The organism is Vibrio sp. A37, from assembly GCF_059777565.1.
Genome location: NZ_JBLNLI010000003.1, coordinates 139,145 through 155,981, shown reverse-complemented (window position 1 = coordinate 155,981; position 16,837 = coordinate 139,145). Strand labels below are relative to the sequence as shown.

Genomic DNA, 16,837 nt, shown 5'->3' with positions numbered 1-16,837 from the left:
TTAAGGACAACTATGAATCCCGTTGTTATTTCCGTGTGCCTGATGCTCCTTTTGGCACTTATGCGCGTTAACGTAGTCATCGCCCTGACTTTTAGTGCAATAGTGGGCGGATTAACCGCTGGAATGAGTTTAAATGATACTATTTCAGCCTTTGAGAGTGGCTTGGGCGGCGGTGCGACAATTGCGCTAAGCTATGCAATGCTTGGCACCTTTGCTGTCGCTATTTCTCGCTCAGGCATCACTGACCTGCTAGCTCAAGCCGTCATCAAGAAAATCTCAGGCCAAGACAATGACCTTGCTTCAAACGGTTTAAAATATGGTTTACTGATTTGCTTGGTGGCAATTACCATGTCATCGCAAAACATCATTCCTGTTCACATCGCCTTTATACCGATTTTGATTCCACCTTTATTGGGGGTTTTCAACAAGCTTAAAATTGACCGAAGAATGCTCGCTTGTATTCTCACCTTCGGACTTATCACCCCTTACATGGTTCTACCTATTGGTTTCGGCGGTATCTTTCTCAACAATATTTTGCTTAAAAACCTACAAGATAATGGCTTGCAAGCCGTCGATGCTTCACAAGTCCCACAGGCAATGCTTTTGCCTGCATTAGGCATGCTAGTCGGGTTATTGGCCGCTGTATTCGTAAGCTATCGAAAGCCTCGGGCTTACTTCCAGAACTCAGAGCTTCATGAAGAGCCTTCTAACAAAACCAATGAGCCAAACCGCAAACATATCAAAGTCGCTGTTGTAGGTATTATCACAGCGTTATCAGTCCAGCTTTATACTGGCTCTATGATTATCGGTGCTCTGGCAGGTTTTACGGTCTTTACCTTAGGTGGAGTAATCGCATGGAGAGAAACCCATGATGTATTTACCAAAGGCGTTCATATGATGGCGATGATTGGCTTCATTATGATTACCGCAGCTGGCTTTGCAGCGGTTATGAAGCAGACAGGAGGCGTTGAATCTTTGGTACAGTCTATCTCTACAACTATCGGCGACAACAAACCTTTAGCGGCACTATTGATGCTTGTTGTGGGTTTGCTAGTTACGATGGGGATTGGCTCTTCTTTCTCAACCATACCTATTATCGCAACAATATATGTGCCTCTTTGTTTAGCATTTGGCTTTTCTCCTCTCGCAACAGTAGCATTAGTTGGTACGGCTGCAGCATTAGGAGATGCTGGTTCGCCTGCTTCGGATTCTACTTTGGGCCCAACTTCAGGCTTAAACATTGATGGGCAACATGAGCATATATGGGAAACAGTGGTCCCTACTTTCTTACACTACAACATCCCTCTTATCGGCTTTGGCTGGTTAGCGGCAATGGTCCTATAAAAGTGTTAATGTCACGCAAACAAGCATAAAAAACCGAGCAGTTAGTTGCTCGGTTTTCTTTTATTGCAGTCAGTAAAATTACCAACCAGTGATCTCACGAAGACCTTTGCCGATGTCCGCTAAGCTTTTAACAGTCTTAACGCCTGCAGCTTCAAGAGCCGCGAACTTGTCGTCAGCCGTACCTTTACCACCAGAGATAATTGCACCAGCGTGCCCCATACGCTTACCTGGAGGTGCTGTCACACCAGCGATGTAAGAAACAACAGGTTTAGTGACATTGTCTTTAATGAATGCCGCCGCTTCTTCTTCTGCTGTACCACCAATCTCGCCAATCATAACGATAGCTTCTGTCTCAGGGTCTTTTTCAAACAGCTTAAGGATATCAATGAAGTTTGAGCCTGGGATAGGGTCACCACCAATACCAACACAAGTCGACTGGCCAAAGCCTTCATCAGTTGTCTGCTTAACTGCTTCATAAGTGAGAGTACCAGAGCGAGAAACGATGCCGACTTTACCTTTCTTATGAATGTGACCTGGCATGATACCAATCTTGCACTCATCAGGAGTAATCACACCTGGACAGTTAGGACCGATCATAACAACGCCAGATGCATCTAGACGCTCTTTTACTTCAACAAGGTCTAGTGTTGGAATTCCTTCAGTAATCGTTACGATTAGCTTAATACCTGCGTCGATTGCTTCTAGAATTGCATCTTTACAGAATGGAGCTGGTACATAGATAACCGATGCTGTTGCACCCGTTTGTTCTACTGCATCACGAACAGTATTGAAAACTGGTAGACCTAGGTGAGTTTGACCTCCTTTACCTGGAGATACACCACCAACCATTTGCGTTCCGTACTCGATAGCTTGCTCTGAGTGAAACGTACCTTGACCACCTGTGAAGCCTTGGCAAATAACTTTAGTATTTTTATCGATTAAGACTGACATTATTTGCCCTCCGCTGCTGCAACTACTTTTTCAGCTGCTTCAGTGAGTGAGGTCGCAGCAATGATGTTTAGGCCACTATCAGCCAGTTTCTTGGCACCTAGTGGCGCGTTATTTCCTTCAAGTCGAACAACAACTGGTACTTCAACACCAACTTCTTCAACTGCACCAATGATGCCATCAGCGATTAGGTCACAACGTACGATACCACCAAAGATGTTCACCAATACCGCTTTAACGTTGGTATCAGATAGAATGATCTTGAATGCTTCAGTTACGCGCTCTTTAGTAGCACCACCACCAACATCAAGGAAGTTGGCAGGTTTACCACCATGTAGGTTTACGATATCCATCGTACCCATAGCTAGACCAGCACCGTTAACCATGCAGCCGATGCTGCCGTCTAATGCTACGTAGTTTAGTTCCCACTTCGCAGCATGTGCTTCACGCTCATCTTCTTGCGACGGATCATGCATTTCACGAAGTTTAGGGTGACGATAAAGAGCGTTCGAATCGATGTTGATCTTACCATCCAAACACACTAGGTTACCGTCGCCAGTCACAACTAATGGGTTGATTTCTAGTAGTGCTAAATCTAGCTCGCTAAACATTTTGCCAAGACCCATAAATATCTTCACAAATTGCTTAATCTGATTGCCTTCAAGACCTAGTTTGAATGCTAGCTCACGACCTTGGTAAGTCATTGGACCAACTAAAGGATCGATAGCTGCTTTGTGAATGAGTTCAGGCGTTTCCTCAGCAACCTTCTCAATTTCAACACCACCTTCAGTTGATGCCATAAATACGATTCGTTTTGTTGAGCGATCAACAACTGCGCCTAGATATAGCTCATTTGCGATATCAGAAGCTGTTTCAACAAGGATTTTAGAAACAGGCTGGCCTTTCGCATCAGTTTGGTAAGTAACAAGATTCTTGCCTATCCATTTCTGAACAAAATCTCTGATACCATCTTTATTATCATGCAGTTCAACACCACCAGCTTTGCCACGCCCGCCTGCGTGTACTTGGCATTTTACGACCCATTTGGTTCCACCAATTTTGCCCGCAGCTTCTGCTGCTTCATGTGGAGTATCACATGCGTAGCCTTCTGGTACTGGCAAACCGAATTCTGCAAACAGCTGTTTGGCTTGATATTCATGCAAGTTCATTACTATATTCCGTTTTGTGATCCTTTGAAGGATTTATTTTCTCCATATTGAATCATGGGTATGAACAATATGTATGTAGGGTTACTTTACTTAAGTAGCCAAATTAAGACACTAATTAATTTGACTTTCTAAAGGGTTAGCCGTGAGCATGGCTAACCCTAAACCTGTTGTTGATTGGCTTTTAACCGAAAATTGAAACGTTATACATCCAACAATAGACGTGCCGGATCTTCTAACAACTCTTTTATCGTTACCAAGAAACCAACTGACTCACGACCATCAATTAATCGGTGGTCATAAGACAATGCAAGGTACATCATCGGCAAGATCTCGACTTTTCCATCAACGGCCATTGGACGCTCTTGGATTTTATGCATACCCAAAATCGCCGATTGAGGCGGGTTAATGATTGGTGTAGACATCAATGAGCCAAATACGCCACCATTAGTGATGGTAAAGTTGCCGCCCATCAATTCATCAACCGTCAGTTTTCCATCACGGCCTTTTACGGCAAGCTCTTTAATGCCTTTTTCGATATCGGCAAAGCCAAGCGTATCGCAATCTTTCAATACCGGCGTCACCAACCCACGAGGAGTGGAAACCGCCATACTGATATCAAAGTAATTGTGATAAACAATGTCATCACCATCGATAGATGCATTAACTTCTGGATAACGTTTTAGTGCTTCCGTTACCGCCTTAACATAGAAAGACATAAAACCTAAGCGGATATCGTGCCTCTTCTCAAACGAGTCTTTATACTGCTTGCGCAAATCCATGATTGGCTTCATGTTCACTTCGTTGAACGTAGTTAACATTGCCGTGCTGTTTTTCGCTTCAAGCAATCTGTTTGCAACCGTTTTACGAAGACGTGTCATTGGAACACGTTTTTGGCTGCGAGCTGCTGCTGGAACCACTGGCTCGTCTTGTTTCACTTCCGCTGAAGCAGCCCCACCTTTATTCGACGCAAGGTATGACTCAATATCTTCTCTAGTGATACGACCACCGACACCAGAGCCCTTAATTTGATTTGCTTGCAAGTTATGCTCGGCAAGCAAACGTCTAACAGCTGGGCTAAGTGCGTCATTAGATTCTTCTGCTAATGTCGCCTTATGTCTTTTATCTGGTGATGCTTCAGGTTCTTCTGTTTTATCTTTGGTTGGTTCACCAGCAACTGCGCCAGGTTTTAGCTTTGCTATTAGCTGTTTTGAAAGAACCGTAGCCCCTTCTTCTTCGATAATAGCTTCAAGCACACCCTCATCAGGTGCCGGTACTTCTAAGACGACCTTATCCGTTTCTATATCAACGATCACTTCATCACGAGCAACCGCTTCTCCTGGTTGTTTATGCCACGTTGCAACTGTTGCATCTGCGACCGATTCAGGTAAATCTGGAACCAGAATTTCAATTGTCATATTCTTTTTTCCTTTCACTCTAGTTCTTGTCTAGGGTCAGAGCGTCTTCGACCAACGCTTTTTGTTGTTTCAAATGTACTGACATGTATCCGACAGCTGGTGATGCAGAAGCTGGGCGACCTGCATATTTCAATTCTTTTCCAGCGGGGATAGATGTTCGGAAGTTATGTTGACTAGAGTACCAAGCACCTTGGTTTTGAGGTTCTTCTTGGCACCATACATAATCCACAGCATTAGTGTATTTTTCTATTGCTGTTGTGACTTCCGCAAACGGGTATGGGTAAAGTTGCTCGATACGAATAATGGCAACATCATCTTGCTCGTTATTGCGTCTCTGCTCTAGGAGATCGTAATAAACCTTACCGGAGCACATAACAACGCGTTTAACTTTGCTTGCCTCTAGCTCGTCAATTTCACCGATAGCAGCTTGGAACGTACCTTCTGCCAGATCCTCGATTTGAGAAGTACACAGTGGATGACGAAGCAAAGATTTAGGAGACATTACGATAAGTGGGCGACGCATCGGGCGAACCACTTGTCTTCTGATCATGTGGTAAACCTGAGCTGGTGTCGATGGCACAACCACCTGCATATTTTGTTCAGCGCACAATTGCAAGTAGCGCTCCAAGCGAGCTGACGAGTGCTCTGGGCCTTGACCTTCATATCCATGAGGAAGCAACATAGTCAATCCACACAGACGAGCCCACTTCTGTTCACCAGAAGAAATAAACTGGTCGATTACCACTTGTGCACCGTTAGCAAAGTCACCAAATTGTGCTTCCCATAGCGTTAAGCCACTTGGCTCAGCCGTAGCATATCCATATTCGAATGCTAGCACTGCTTCTTCTGACAATACTGAATCAAAGACCTGAAACGGACCTTGCTTGTCATGTAGCTTCGCCAAAGGTACATATGTACTTGCATCCGCTTGATTGTGAAGCACTGAGTGTCTATGGAAGAAAGTACCACGACCAGAGTCTTGACCAGAGATTCTTACTCGCTTGCCATCATCAACTAACGTTGCATAAGCTAGAGTTTCCGCCATACCCCAATCAATTGCTTTCTCACCACTCATCATGGCCAAGCGATCGTTATAGAGTTTATTCACACGGCTTTGTAGCTTGTGGCTTTCTGGATATTGACAGGTTTTGTTACCTAGCTCGATCAAGCGTTTGCTATCAACCTTGTTGTCCCACTCAATATCCCAATCGTGTCCTAAGAACGGGTCCCAATCCACGGAGTGCATGGTCATTGGACGCCATTCTTTGACAACAACTTCACCTTGATCCAAAGCGTCACGATATTCATTCACGAGCTGAGTTGCAGTATCGATACCAAACTCACCCCTATCGATTAACACGTCAGCGTATAGCTTACGTGGTGTTGGGTGCTTTTTGATCTTTTGATACATCAGAGGCTGAGTTGCATTTGGCTCATCTGCTTCGTTGTGTCCATGACGACGATAACAAACCAAATCAATAACAACATCACGTTTGAAAGTATTTCGATAATCCAATGCAACACGAGCGACAAAAGCGACTGCTTCAGGGTCATCCGCATTTACATGGAAAATTGGGGCCTGTACCATCTTAGCAATATCGGTACAGTACATGGTAGAACGAGTATCTCTTGGGTTAGATGTAGTAAAGCCAACTTGGTTGTTTACCACAATGCGAACCGTTCCTCCGACTTTAAAGCCTCGCGCTTGAGACATGTTAAACGTCTCTTGGACAACACCTTGACCAGCAATTGCAGAGTCACCATGAACAGTAATAGGTAGAACACTCTTGCCTTCGTGGTCATCTAATCTGTCTTGACGAGCTCGCACTGAACCTATGACTACTGGGTTAACAATTTCTAAGTGAGAAGGGTTAAACGCGAGAGCTAAGTGAACATTACCACCGTTCGTTGCAAAGTCTGCAGAGAAACCTTGGTGATACTTGACGTCACCCGTACCCCAGGTATCGTCATGCTTGCCTGCAAATTCATCGAACAAATCTTGCGGCTTCTTACCTAGCACGTTCACTAGCATATTTAAACGACCGCGGTGGGCCATACCAATGACAACTTCACGCATGCCTTCATTACCAGCATGGCGGATAATTTCTTTTGTCATTGGAATTAACGCATCACCACCTTCTAATGAAAATCGCTTTGCGCCAGGGAATTTAGCACCTAAGTATCGCTCAAGACCTTCAGCAGCTGTTAATTCTTCCAAGAATGTTCTTTTCTCATCTTGAGAAAAAGAAGGTAAACCCGATACCGACTCTAACCGTTGCTGTATCCAGCGCTTTTGTTCGGTATTGGTCATGTGCATATACTCAGCCCCAATCGAACCACAGTAGGTTTGATTTAAAGCTTTGTACAGGTCTCTAAGTACCATTGTTTCTTGGCCGATGGCAAACGAACCCACATTGAATGTTTCGTCGAAATCGTCTTCGGTAAGAGTATGGAAGGAAGGGTCCAATTCTGCGACTTTATCTCTTTTCCAAAGACCCAAGGGGTCGAGATTCGCCGCCTCATGCCCACGGAATCGATAAGCATTAATTAATTGGAGAACTTTTACTTGTTTCGCATCGACTTCTGGGTCACTAACTTGGGCACTAAAATGCTTTGTTTCTTTTGCGAGTCGTCGGAAGTATTCGCGGATCCGTGAATGCGGTTGTTCAACCGCTTCTGAAGTTTGCGTTGGCAAATCTTCAAATACACATTTCCACTCCTCACTTACCTGTTCGGGATCACTTAGATACAGTTCGTAGAGTTCTTCTACATAAGTTGCATTGGCGCCAGCCAAGTGTGAAGACTCGAGCCATGCCTTCATCACACCATTGTGCATATTTTCCCTTAACCAGTAGTTTTCACATTATCTTCGGTCTACGCCGAGTTATTTTTAAATGGCCAACCTAATCAAAGGTTGGCTTGGCTTTCTTTACTATATAGAACGATTTACTAGCATCGACTTTATATGACCAATTGCTTTGGTCGGATTCAACCCTTTCGGACAAACGCTGACACAATTCATAATTCCGTGACACCGGAACACGCTGAACGCATCATCAAGCTCTGATAAGCGCTCATCGGTTGCAGTATCGCGGCTATCAATTAACCAACGATAAGCAGCAAGCAATCCTGCTGGACCAATAAACTTGTCCGGATTCCACCAGAAAGATGGGCAAGACGTTGTACAACATGCACACATGATGCACTCGTATAAACCATCTAAATGTGCTCTATCTTCTGGAGCTTGCAAATTTTCTCTAGAAGGCGGTAAGTTACCGTCAGAAATCAAGAATGGCTTCACTTTTGCGTAGTTGTCGTAAAACTGAGTCATATCAACGATCAGGTCACGAACCACAGGCAAACCTGGAAGCGGACGTATCGTAATTTTTCCACCTTCTAGCGCTGAAAGCGGTGTGATACATGCTAGCCCGTTTTTACCATTCATATTTAAGCCATCGGAGCCACAAACTCCCTCACGACATGAGCGGCGAAAAGCGATGGTTGGATCTTGCTCTTTCAATAGAATTAGCGCATCCAGCAGCATCATATCCGAGCCTTCATCCACCTCCAGAGAGTAATCCTTCATATAAGGTTTTTTATCAACGTCTGGATTGTATCTATACAGAGAGAAGTTAAGTTTCATATACGTTGGCCTCCCTTAGTATGTACGTATTTTTGGTGGAAATGCTTCACGATGAACAGGTTCCATATTAACGTCACGCTTTGCCATTTGTTCCGTTTCTGGGTTGTAAACTGAGTGACACAACCAATTTTCATCATCACGATCTGGGAAATCAAAGCGAGCGTGTGCGCCTCGGCTTTCTGTTCGATAGTTAGCAGCAACAGCCGTTGAAAAAGCTGTTTCCATTAAATTATCTAGCTCTAAACACTCGATACGTTGTGTATTAAATTCGGAAGACTTGTCTGCTAAATGAGCATCTTTCAGTCGCTCGCGAATCGTTTTCAGCTCTTCTAGGCCAGTTGCCATTGCGTCACCTTCTCTGAATACTGAGAAACTGTGCTGCATACAGCTTTGTAGATCTTTTCGAATTTGTACAGGATCTTCGCCACCAGTACTGTTTTCCCAGCGCATTGTACGAGCTAGAGACGCCTCGATATCGGATTCTGAAGCTGGTCGTGCTTCAGCTTGAGCATCTAAAGTATCACCAAGGTGTAATCCTGTTGCACGGCCAAATACCACCAAGTCAAGCAATGAGTTGCCACCTAGGCGGTTTGCACCATGTACAGATACTGATGCAATCTCACCACAAGCAAATAGACCTTGAACTTCAACATCACTGCCAGAAGCATCTTGCTTAATCGCTTGGCCAGAGACTTGCGTCGGAACACCACCCATCATGTAATGGCACGTTGGAATAACGGGAATTGGCTCTTTCACCGGATCAACGTGAGCAAATGTTCGTGATAGCTCACAGATACCTGGTAGACGTGATTCCAATACATCTTTACCTAAGTGATCTAACTTAAGTTTAATGTGTGGTCCCCATGGACCATCACAGCCACGGCCTTCGCGAATTTCAATCATCATTGAACGCGCAACGACATCACGGCCAGCTAAGTCTTTCGCATTTGGAGCATAACGCTCCATGAAACGCTCGCCATCTTTATTGAGAAGATAACCACCTTCGCCACGACAACCTTCTGTCACCAGTACACCGGCTCCAGCAATTCCTGTTGGGTGGAACTGCCACATTTCCATATCTTGCATTGGCACACCAGCACGAAGCGCCATGCCCACACCATCACCGGTATTGATATGCGCATTCGTGGTAGAAGCGTAGATACGACCAGCTCCACCTGTCGCAAGAACTGTTGCTTTCGATTTGAAGTAACACATTTCTCCGGTTTCCATACAGATAGCTGTACAACCTAGGATTGCACCATCTTGGTTTTTTACCAGATCTAAGGCATACCACTCAGAGAAGATAGTTGTTTTGTGTTTGATATTTTGCTGATAAAGAGTGTGCAGTAATGCGTGACCAGTACGGTCGGCTGCAGCAGCTGTTCGAGCAGCTTGCTCACCACCAAATTCTTTCGACTGACCACCGAAAGGTCTTTGATAAATTGAACCATTATCGAAACGAGAAAACGGTAGACCCATTTTTTCAAGTTCGATGACTGACTCTGGCCCATTTTTACACATATATTCGATAGCGTTTTGGTCGCCAATGTAATCCGACCCTTTAACGGTGTCGTACATGTGCCATTGCCAGTTGTCTTTATGAGAATTCCCTAACGCAACCGTAATACCACCTTGAGCAGAAACGGTATGGGAGCGGGTAGGAAATACTTTAGATAATAATGCGCAGGATAAACCCTGCTCAGAGATTTGCAGAGCCGCACGCATTCCTGCGCCACCTGCACCAATAACTACGGCATCAAACTCGCGAACTGGAATAGACACTTACACACCCCACAAAATAAATAAGCCAGAGAAGACATAACCCAGCAGCACGGCAATAATGACAAGCTGCAACCCACCACGCAATTTAGTGCATTTAACGTAATCGGTAAGGACCTGCCATAAACCAATCCAGGCATGGATCAAGACAGAAACCAGGGCAAGCATGGTAAACACTTTAGTAAATGTACCAGCAAAAAACATGACCCAAGATTGGTAAGTAATTTCTCCTGAGAACGCGAAGAAACAGACTAAGTACAAAGTGTACAAAGTCATAATGATGGCCGTACCACGGACTAGGAGGAAATCGTGAACTCCGTTGCGGCCTACGGTAGAAACGTTGTTTACCATACTAAAACCCCCGCCAATACAGATAGAATAACCGTCACAACAAATGCTACTTTTGCACTTTTTGTTCCGCTCTCCAGCTCTTCAAAATGCCCTAAGTCCATGAGCAAGTGACGAATTCCGCCGACAATATGATATGACAGCGCGGTTAGTATGCCCCACAAAATCAGCTTGACGAAGAAGCCACTAACGATGTTATATGCTTCTAGGAAACCAAAGGGGGATGACAGGGATATAGATAATAACCAGAGAAGGATTCCGACTGCGACAAACGTAATAACACCGGAGATACGGTGTAATATAGATGCAATCGCGGTAATCGGAAAGTGGATGGTCTGTAAATCGAGATTAACAGGTCTTGACTTTCTTTCTTTCATGGGCTTGCTCACTCAGCTCCATTATGCATTTATAGTTATAGAACGATTTTCTATGGAAAACCTATAAAAGTTAACTTTAATGTCACAAAAAGGCATCATAATGGTGCAATTCAACGTGGTATTTTAAGTTAACGGCCAAAGCTAGTACAAATTGCTTCGTAATACAGTCTAGCCTTGAATTCAAAAGGTTTCCCCAAAAAATTTCAGCGCCACTATACGGCTCGCAACATTCTAATACAATAAGTGCAACAGTTTTTGCTACACAGGGCAGGTTTTTAACTATACATCAACAAAAAACCCCTACAAGTGCACACAAAACACGACAGTAATTGACTTTCCCAACGAACAATCGTAAAAAATTGGCACATAAACATCCTGACTGGATTAAAAATAAACAAAGGAGATTGGTTATGGCAGATAAGAAAGCGACCCTTCAAATTGAAGGCAAAGCGCCAATCGAGCTAGCAATTATGGGCGGGACTTTAGGCCCAGAAGTAATTGATGTTCGAAAACTGGGAGCAAATGGTTACTTTACATTTGACCCAGGATTTCTTGCCACCGCATCTTGTGAATCTCAAATCACTTATATCGATGGTGGTGCAGGTGTACTATTACACCGTGGCTACCCTATCGATCAGCTGGCAAATAATGCCGACTATTTGGAAGTATGTTATATCTTGCTTTATGGCGAAGCGCCAGATCGAGAAGAATACGAAGAATTTAAAAAGACAATTTCTCGCCACACAATGGTTCACGAGCAAATCGCGAGCTTTTTCCATGGTTTCCGTCGGGATGCTCACCCAATGGCGGTAATGTGTGGTGTGGTTGGAGCCTTAGCAGCCTTCTATCACGACTCGTTAGATGTACACAACGATGAACACCGTGAGATAGCGGCTTACCGCCTTATCTCAAAAATGCCGACTTTGGCTGCAATGTGTTACAAATACTCTATTGGCCAACCGTTCATCTACCCTCGTAACGATCTAAGTTACGCTGAAAACTTCTTGCACATGATGTTCGCGAACCCATGTGAAGAGTACGAAGTCAACCCTGTCGTTGCTCGCGCGATGGACAAAATTTTCACTCTACACGCAGACCATGAGCAAAACGCTTCAACATCGACTGTGCGATTGGCGGGCTCTTCTGGTGCAAACCCCTTCGCATGTATTGCAGCTGGTATTGCCTCTCTTTGGGGACCTGCTCATGGTGGTGCGAATGAAGCGTGCTTGAAGATGCTGGAAGAAATTGGCGACGTAGCCAATATCCCAGAATATATTGACAAAGCAAAAGATAAAGACGACCCATTCCGTCTAATGGGCTTTGGCCACCGTGTATATAAAAACTACGATCCTCGTGCAACAGTAATGCGCGAAGCATGCCATGAAGTTCTGAAAGAGCTTAATATCCAAGATCCTCTACTTGATGTGGCGATGGAACTTGAGCGTATTGCTCTTTCAGATGAGTACTTTGTTGATAAGAAGCTTTATCCAAATGTAGATTTCTACTCAGGCATCATTTTGAAGGCAATTGGTATTCCAGTTTCAATGTTTACCGTTATCTTCGCAATGTCTCGTACCATTGGTTGGATTGCTCACTGGAACGAAATGCACAGTGACCCAGAAAATCGTATTGGACGCCCACGTCAGCTATATACTGGCCTAAAGAAACGCGACTTTAAACCTATTCACGAACGTGAATAACACGACTTAAAGTGAAAAGGCTGCAGAAATGCAGCCTTCACTTTTAGCAATCACGTTCTTTTACGAAGCTAGACAGGGTTATCAATATCTACAAACTCAACATCAAAGCTATGCTCTTTTGTCAGCCACTCTCCTAGCGCTTTAATTCCATACCTTTCTGTCGCATGATGCCCAGCAGAGAAATAGTGCATTCCTTGCTCGCGGGCAGAATGTGTTGTGCGCTCTGAAATCTCTCCAGAAATAAAGGCGTCCAAACCAAACTTAGCTGCTAAATCAATGTAATCCTGCCCCCCACCAGTGCACCAACCAACCGAGGAGATTTTTTTATCTGAGCCAAATGGCTCGATATGTAGAGGCTCACGATTCAAACTTTTTGCAATTATCCTTGCGAATTCTTCTCCTGTTACTGGCGTTTCCAACTCTCCATACATAGCCACAGATTGTGGATGCCCTTCTAAGCCATCGATAACTTTGATGCCAAGGCGGCTTGCCAACTGAGCGTTGTTACCGAGTTCAGGGTGAATATCTAGAGGTAGATGATAACCAAAAAGGTTGATATCATTCTTTATTAAGCTACGAATTCTTTTTCCTTTCATGCCTCGAATCGGCTCAGGCTCGCCCTTCCAAAAATATCCGTGGTGGACCAACAACGCGTCAGCATTTTTTTCGATTGCAACATCGATCAATGCTTGGCATGCTGTGACCCCAGTAATAATCTTGTGTATTTCTTGTTTTCCCTCAACCTGTAAGCCATTTGGCGCGTAATCTTTAATTAATTGAGGAGAAAGCTTTTCATTTAGAAGTTTTTCTAGTTGTATATTGTTCATTACCGTAACCATTCTCACCAGTGCGCTTAATGGCGCTCTAGTCGTTTATAACAATTTGCACCTAGAATGTCGAAATGCAACTGAGAAATACAGATCTATGAATCAATTAGCTCAAATCGCACAGTGGATACAAGAAACATCAAGTCTGTTTGAAGAGAACGAATCAATTCGTCATTCATACCCAGCTGACGCTGCCAGCGTTGATTGGCCGGAACAATATACAGGAAACCCAAGACTAGGGTTTCTCTATCAATATGTCGTAAGCCAACTTTTTTCAAATTCCAATCAACATAAGCTTTTAGCTGAAGAAATCCAATTGAATCAAAATGGCAAAACTCTAGGAGCCATTGACTTTATTATTGAAAATTTGGCAAGCAAACAGATTGAACATTGGGAGGTAGCCATAAAGTTCTATTTGTTGCATGGCGATCTTTGGTACGGCCCAAACGCAAAAGATAGATTAGATTTAAAACTCGCTAGAATGCTAGATCACCAGCTCAATATGTCTGCTTCTGAGGCCTTTCAGAGCAAGTACCCACAGTGGTCAAACCTGGAGAAAAACCTTTTGATGCAAGGACGTTTGTATGTGAACCCTTTCGAGCCGAATTCAATACCAGAAAAGTGTTTATCAAAAGTATTGAACCGATCTCGTATTAAGGGGTACTGGTGCTTTCAACATCAGCAGCACTTAATTGAAGAGCCGCTATATTCAATGCATAAACATCAATGGATTACCGGCCTAGAACGCTTTGACACCCCAGCAAAACCGAGTAGCGTGAGTCAATCAAGACACTACCAATCTGCAACAGGGCAGTTTTGGTTTATTGTTCCAGATAGTTGGCCAAACTAGCTCTCGTTAAGCATAAGCATAAAAAAAAGCAGCAAGTATATTGCTGCTTTTATCGACAAGTCTTTAAAAGAAATGAGCCTTATAACCCAGCTTCTTTAAACACCTGATTAACTATCTCTTGCGCTTCAGCTTCGATCTGCTTCAGGTGCTCTTTTCCTTTGAAACTCTCACAATAGATCTTGTAGATTTCTTCTGTGCCAGATGGCCGGGCAGCAAACCAACCAAACTCTGTCGTCACTTTTAAACCTCCGATTCCAGCGCCATTGCCTGGAGCGTGCGTCAAACGAGCAGTGATTGTGTCACCCGCTAAAGTTGAAGCAGAGACCATATCAGGGCTCAAGTTTGCAAGTACTTCTTTTTGCGCACCGTTTGCAACAGCCTGAATACGATTGTATTGCGACTCACCGTGCTTCGCTGCTAACTCTTCATAATATTGCTGAGGGTTCTTGCCTGTTACCGCTGTAATCTCAGCAGCTAATAAACAAAGAATGATTCCGTCTTTATCTGTTGACCAAGGCGTGCCATCTTTACGCAAGAAAGAAGCTCCAGCACTCTCTTCACCACCAAAGCCAAAACGACCATTGTATAGCCCATCAACAAACCACTTGAAACCAACAGGCACTTCGCAAAGCTCTCTGCCAAGCGCTGCTACGACACGATCAATTAAAGCACTTGATACCAGCGTTTTGCCCACAGCAACATCTTTTGACCAGCCTTCACGATGACGATATAGGTAATCAATACATACCGCTAAGAAATGGTTAGGATTCATCAAACCTTTTGGTGTCACGATACCATGGCGATCGTAGTCAGGGTCATTACCAAAAGCTAAATCATATTCGTCTTTCAATGCCAATAAACCAGCCATAGCATACGGAGATGAGCAGTCCATACGAATGGCACCGTCTTTATCCAAAGACATAAACTGGAAGGAAGGATCAACCGCGTCGTTAACTAAAGTCAGGTTGAGCTTATAAACTTCCGCAATTTTCTTCCAATACTCAATACCACTGCCACCTAGAGGATCAACACCGATATTAAGGCTGGCTTTTTGAATTGCTTCGATATCGACAACATTGACGAGATCATCAACGTATATGGAAATCAGATCTTTGTCTTCAAATAGCTCTGATGACTTCGCTTGCTCAACATCTATACGCTTAACACCTTGAAGATTTTCGGCAATCAATGCATTGGCTCTGTCTTCAATGCGTTTCGTTAATTCACCTTCTGCAGGGCCACCGTGTATAGGATTGTACTTAATACCGCCATCTTGAGGTGGATTATGAGATGGAGTAATAACTAAACCATCCGCTTTATTATCATGCTTTTGGTTGTAAGTTAAAATTGCATGAGAAATCCCTGGAGTTGGCGTATAGCCATTGTTTTCTTGAGTAATAACTTTCACACCATTAGCAATCAACACCTGAACCACGCTATTAAATGCAGGTTCTGATAGTGCATGAGTATCTTTACCAACAAACATTGGCCCAGTTGTACCCGACTCTGCACGAATTTCTGCCACCGCTTGAGCAATAGACAAGATATGATTTTCATTAAACGTCACTTTGTCAGCACTTCCCCTATGACCTGAAGTACCAAATTGAACACGTTGCTCGGTAGCGTTTGCTGAAGGTTGAAGTAGATAATAGTTAGATACTAAAGATGGGATATTGTGAAGATCTTGCTGCTGAGCTTTTTGGCCCGCTCTAGGGTGAATAGCCATTCTGAAGTCCTTAAAATTATAGAGAAAAATAAAGGCCTCATAACTCGATTAAGAAGTGGTATGAGGCCTTAAATTACTTTGCTTTAAATTGAGTTTGTGACTTTTTCTATTAAATCATTCGAAAAGTTCATTCTCGCCATCAATTGCTCAACCATTTGCCGCTTTCGGCTGGTGTTGTTGTTGGTGATAACCCAGAAAGGCGTATTCGGAATAGCTTTTGGCTTGGTTGTATTACCATTGGCCAACAAAGTTTTTTCGTTATCTGCGAAGTAAACTCTTTTCCTACCCTTGACCTGACTGGCTTCCGAAAAACTACTTGAGTCAATACGATATAGGGTTGAGAGGACAAGCATGAATCTATCTATTGCTTTTTTCAATCCAGCAAACTCATCAGATATGAGTAAAGTTCGCATCTCTTTCACACCATCAATGCTGGTTTCTTTAACAATATCTTTGCTAACTACAATTCCTTTTTCACCCATACCTGCTTTGATAAAAGAGCCAGCACCATTATTGCTATTCGTATCTACTTTTAGCAATCTTCGCAATATATCTGATGCACTTTCACCAATATGCTGTGTCTGGCTAGCGATGTAGCGGTATAGATCCTCATCAACCTCAATTGTTTTCATTCGCTTTTCACAATCTCAATGTTTAAACTCTGTAAGATTATAACGAGATCTTGTCAGATACTCCACGTTAAACCAGTCA

Annotated in this window: 14 protein-coding genes; 3 read left to right on the top strand and 11 right to left on the bottom strand. The window is 43.6% G+C overall.

Features of this window, described 5'->3' with window-relative positions; all coding sequences use genetic code 11:
- The first annotated feature begins 12 nt into the window (after positions 1-12).
- A complete protein-coding gene (locus ACM2FC_RS06760) occupies positions 13-1,344 on the top strand; it encodes a Na+/H+ antiporter family protein (RefSeq protein WP_498480126.1) in 1,332 nt (443 codons plus the stop codon).
- 78 nt (positions 1,345-1,422) lie between these two features.
- On the opposite strand, the gene sucD is transcribed toward ACM2FC_RS06760, so the two are convergent.
- From sucD to sdhC, 8 genes are all read right to left on the bottom strand, one after another.
- Positions 1,423-2,295 carry a succinate--CoA ligase subunit alpha gene (gene sucD / locus ACM2FC_RS06755; RefSeq protein WP_237361250.1) on the bottom strand — a complete coding sequence of 291 codons (873 nt, stop codon included), beginning with the start codon at positions 2,293-2,295 and terminating at the stop codon, positions 1,423-1,425.
- A complete protein-coding gene (sucC, locus tag ACM2FC_RS06750) occupies positions 2,295-3,461 on the bottom strand; it encodes an ADP-forming succinate--CoA ligase subunit beta (protein WP_498480124.1) in 1,167 nt (388 codons plus the stop codon). The genes sucD and sucC overlap by 1 nt, the downstream gene beginning before the upstream one ends.
- A gap of 200 nt (positions 3,462-3,661) precedes the next feature.
- Positions 3,662-4,876, bottom strand: a complete 1,215-nt coding sequence (odhB, locus tag ACM2FC_RS06745) for a 2-oxoglutarate dehydrogenase complex dihydrolipoyllysine-residue succinyltransferase (RefSeq protein WP_498480123.1) — start codon at positions 4,874-4,876, stop codon at positions 3,662-3,664.
- A gap of 19 nt (positions 4,877-4,895) precedes the next feature.
- Positions 4,896-7,712: a 2-oxoglutarate dehydrogenase E1 component gene (gene sucA, locus ACM2FC_RS06740; RefSeq protein WP_498480122.1), complete on the bottom strand. Its 2,817-nt coding sequence runs from the start codon at positions 7,710-7,712 to the stop codon at positions 4,896-4,898.
- 96 nt (positions 7,713-7,808) lie between these two features.
- Positions 7,809-8,519 (bottom strand): succinate dehydrogenase iron-sulfur subunit, encoded by a 711-nt coding sequence (locus ACM2FC_RS06735; RefSeq protein WP_498480121.1) that lies wholly within the window; start codon positions 8,517-8,519, stop codon positions 7,809-7,811.
- A 15-nt stretch (positions 8,520-8,534) separates the two neighbouring features.
- The gene (gene sdhA, locus ACM2FC_RS06730) at positions 8,535-10,301 is read right to left on the bottom strand and encodes a succinate dehydrogenase flavoprotein subunit (RefSeq protein ID WP_498480120.1); all 1,767 of its coding nucleotides are present in this window, start codon (positions 10,299-10,301) and stop codon (positions 8,535-8,537) included.
- Positions 10,302-10,649, bottom strand: a complete 348-nt coding sequence (sdhD, locus tag ACM2FC_RS06725) for a succinate dehydrogenase, hydrophobic membrane anchor protein (protein ID WP_498480119.1) — start codon at positions 10,647-10,649, stop codon at positions 10,302-10,304. It lies immediately after the preceding gene.
- Positions 10,643-11,035 carry a succinate dehydrogenase cytochrome b556 subunit gene (gene sdhC, locus ACM2FC_RS06720; protein ID WP_498480118.1) on the bottom strand — a complete coding sequence of 131 codons (393 nt, stop codon included), beginning with the start codon at positions 11,033-11,035 and terminating at the stop codon, positions 10,643-10,645. The genes sdhD and sdhC overlap by 7 nt, the downstream gene beginning before the upstream one ends.
- Positions 11,036-11,433: 398 nt before the next feature.
- Between sdhC and ACM2FC_RS06715 the strand changes: the two genes are divergently transcribed.
- The gene (locus ACM2FC_RS06715; protein ID WP_498480117.1) at positions 11,434-12,723 is read left to right on the top strand and encodes a citrate synthase; all 1,290 of its coding nucleotides are present in this window, start codon (positions 11,434-11,436) and stop codon (positions 12,721-12,723) included.
- 68 nt (positions 12,724-12,791) lie between these two features.
- Here ACM2FC_RS06715 and ACM2FC_RS06710 read toward each other — a convergent pair whose 3' ends face one another.
- Positions 12,792-13,550 (bottom strand): Nif3-like dinuclear metal center hexameric protein, encoded by a 759-nt coding sequence (locus tag ACM2FC_RS06710; protein WP_498480116.1) that lies wholly within the window; start codon positions 13,548-13,550, stop codon positions 12,792-12,794.
- 55 nt (positions 13,551-13,605) lie between these two features.
- On the opposite strand from ACM2FC_RS06710, the gene ACM2FC_RS06705 reads away from it, so the two are divergent.
- On the top strand, positions 13,606-14,400 hold the full coding sequence (locus tag ACM2FC_RS06705; protein ID WP_498480411.1) for a DUF1853 family protein: 795 nt from the start codon (positions 13,606-13,608) through the stop codon (positions 14,398-14,400).
- A 79-nt stretch (positions 14,401-14,479) separates the two neighbouring features.
- Here the strand turns inward: ACM2FC_RS06705 and pgm are convergent, their stop codons facing one another.
- Positions 14,480-16,126, bottom strand: a complete 1,647-nt coding sequence (pgm, locus tag ACM2FC_RS06700; protein ID WP_498480115.1) for a phosphoglucomutase (alpha-D-glucose-1,6-bisphosphate-dependent) — start codon at positions 16,124-16,126, stop codon at positions 14,480-14,482.
- An 83-nt stretch (positions 16,127-16,209) separates the two neighbouring features.
- Positions 16,210-16,758, bottom strand: a complete 549-nt coding sequence (gene seqA / locus ACM2FC_RS06695; protein ID WP_498480114.1) for a replication initiation negative regulator SeqA — start codon at positions 16,756-16,758, stop codon at positions 16,210-16,212.
- Positions 16,759-16,837 lie beyond the last annotated feature (79 nt).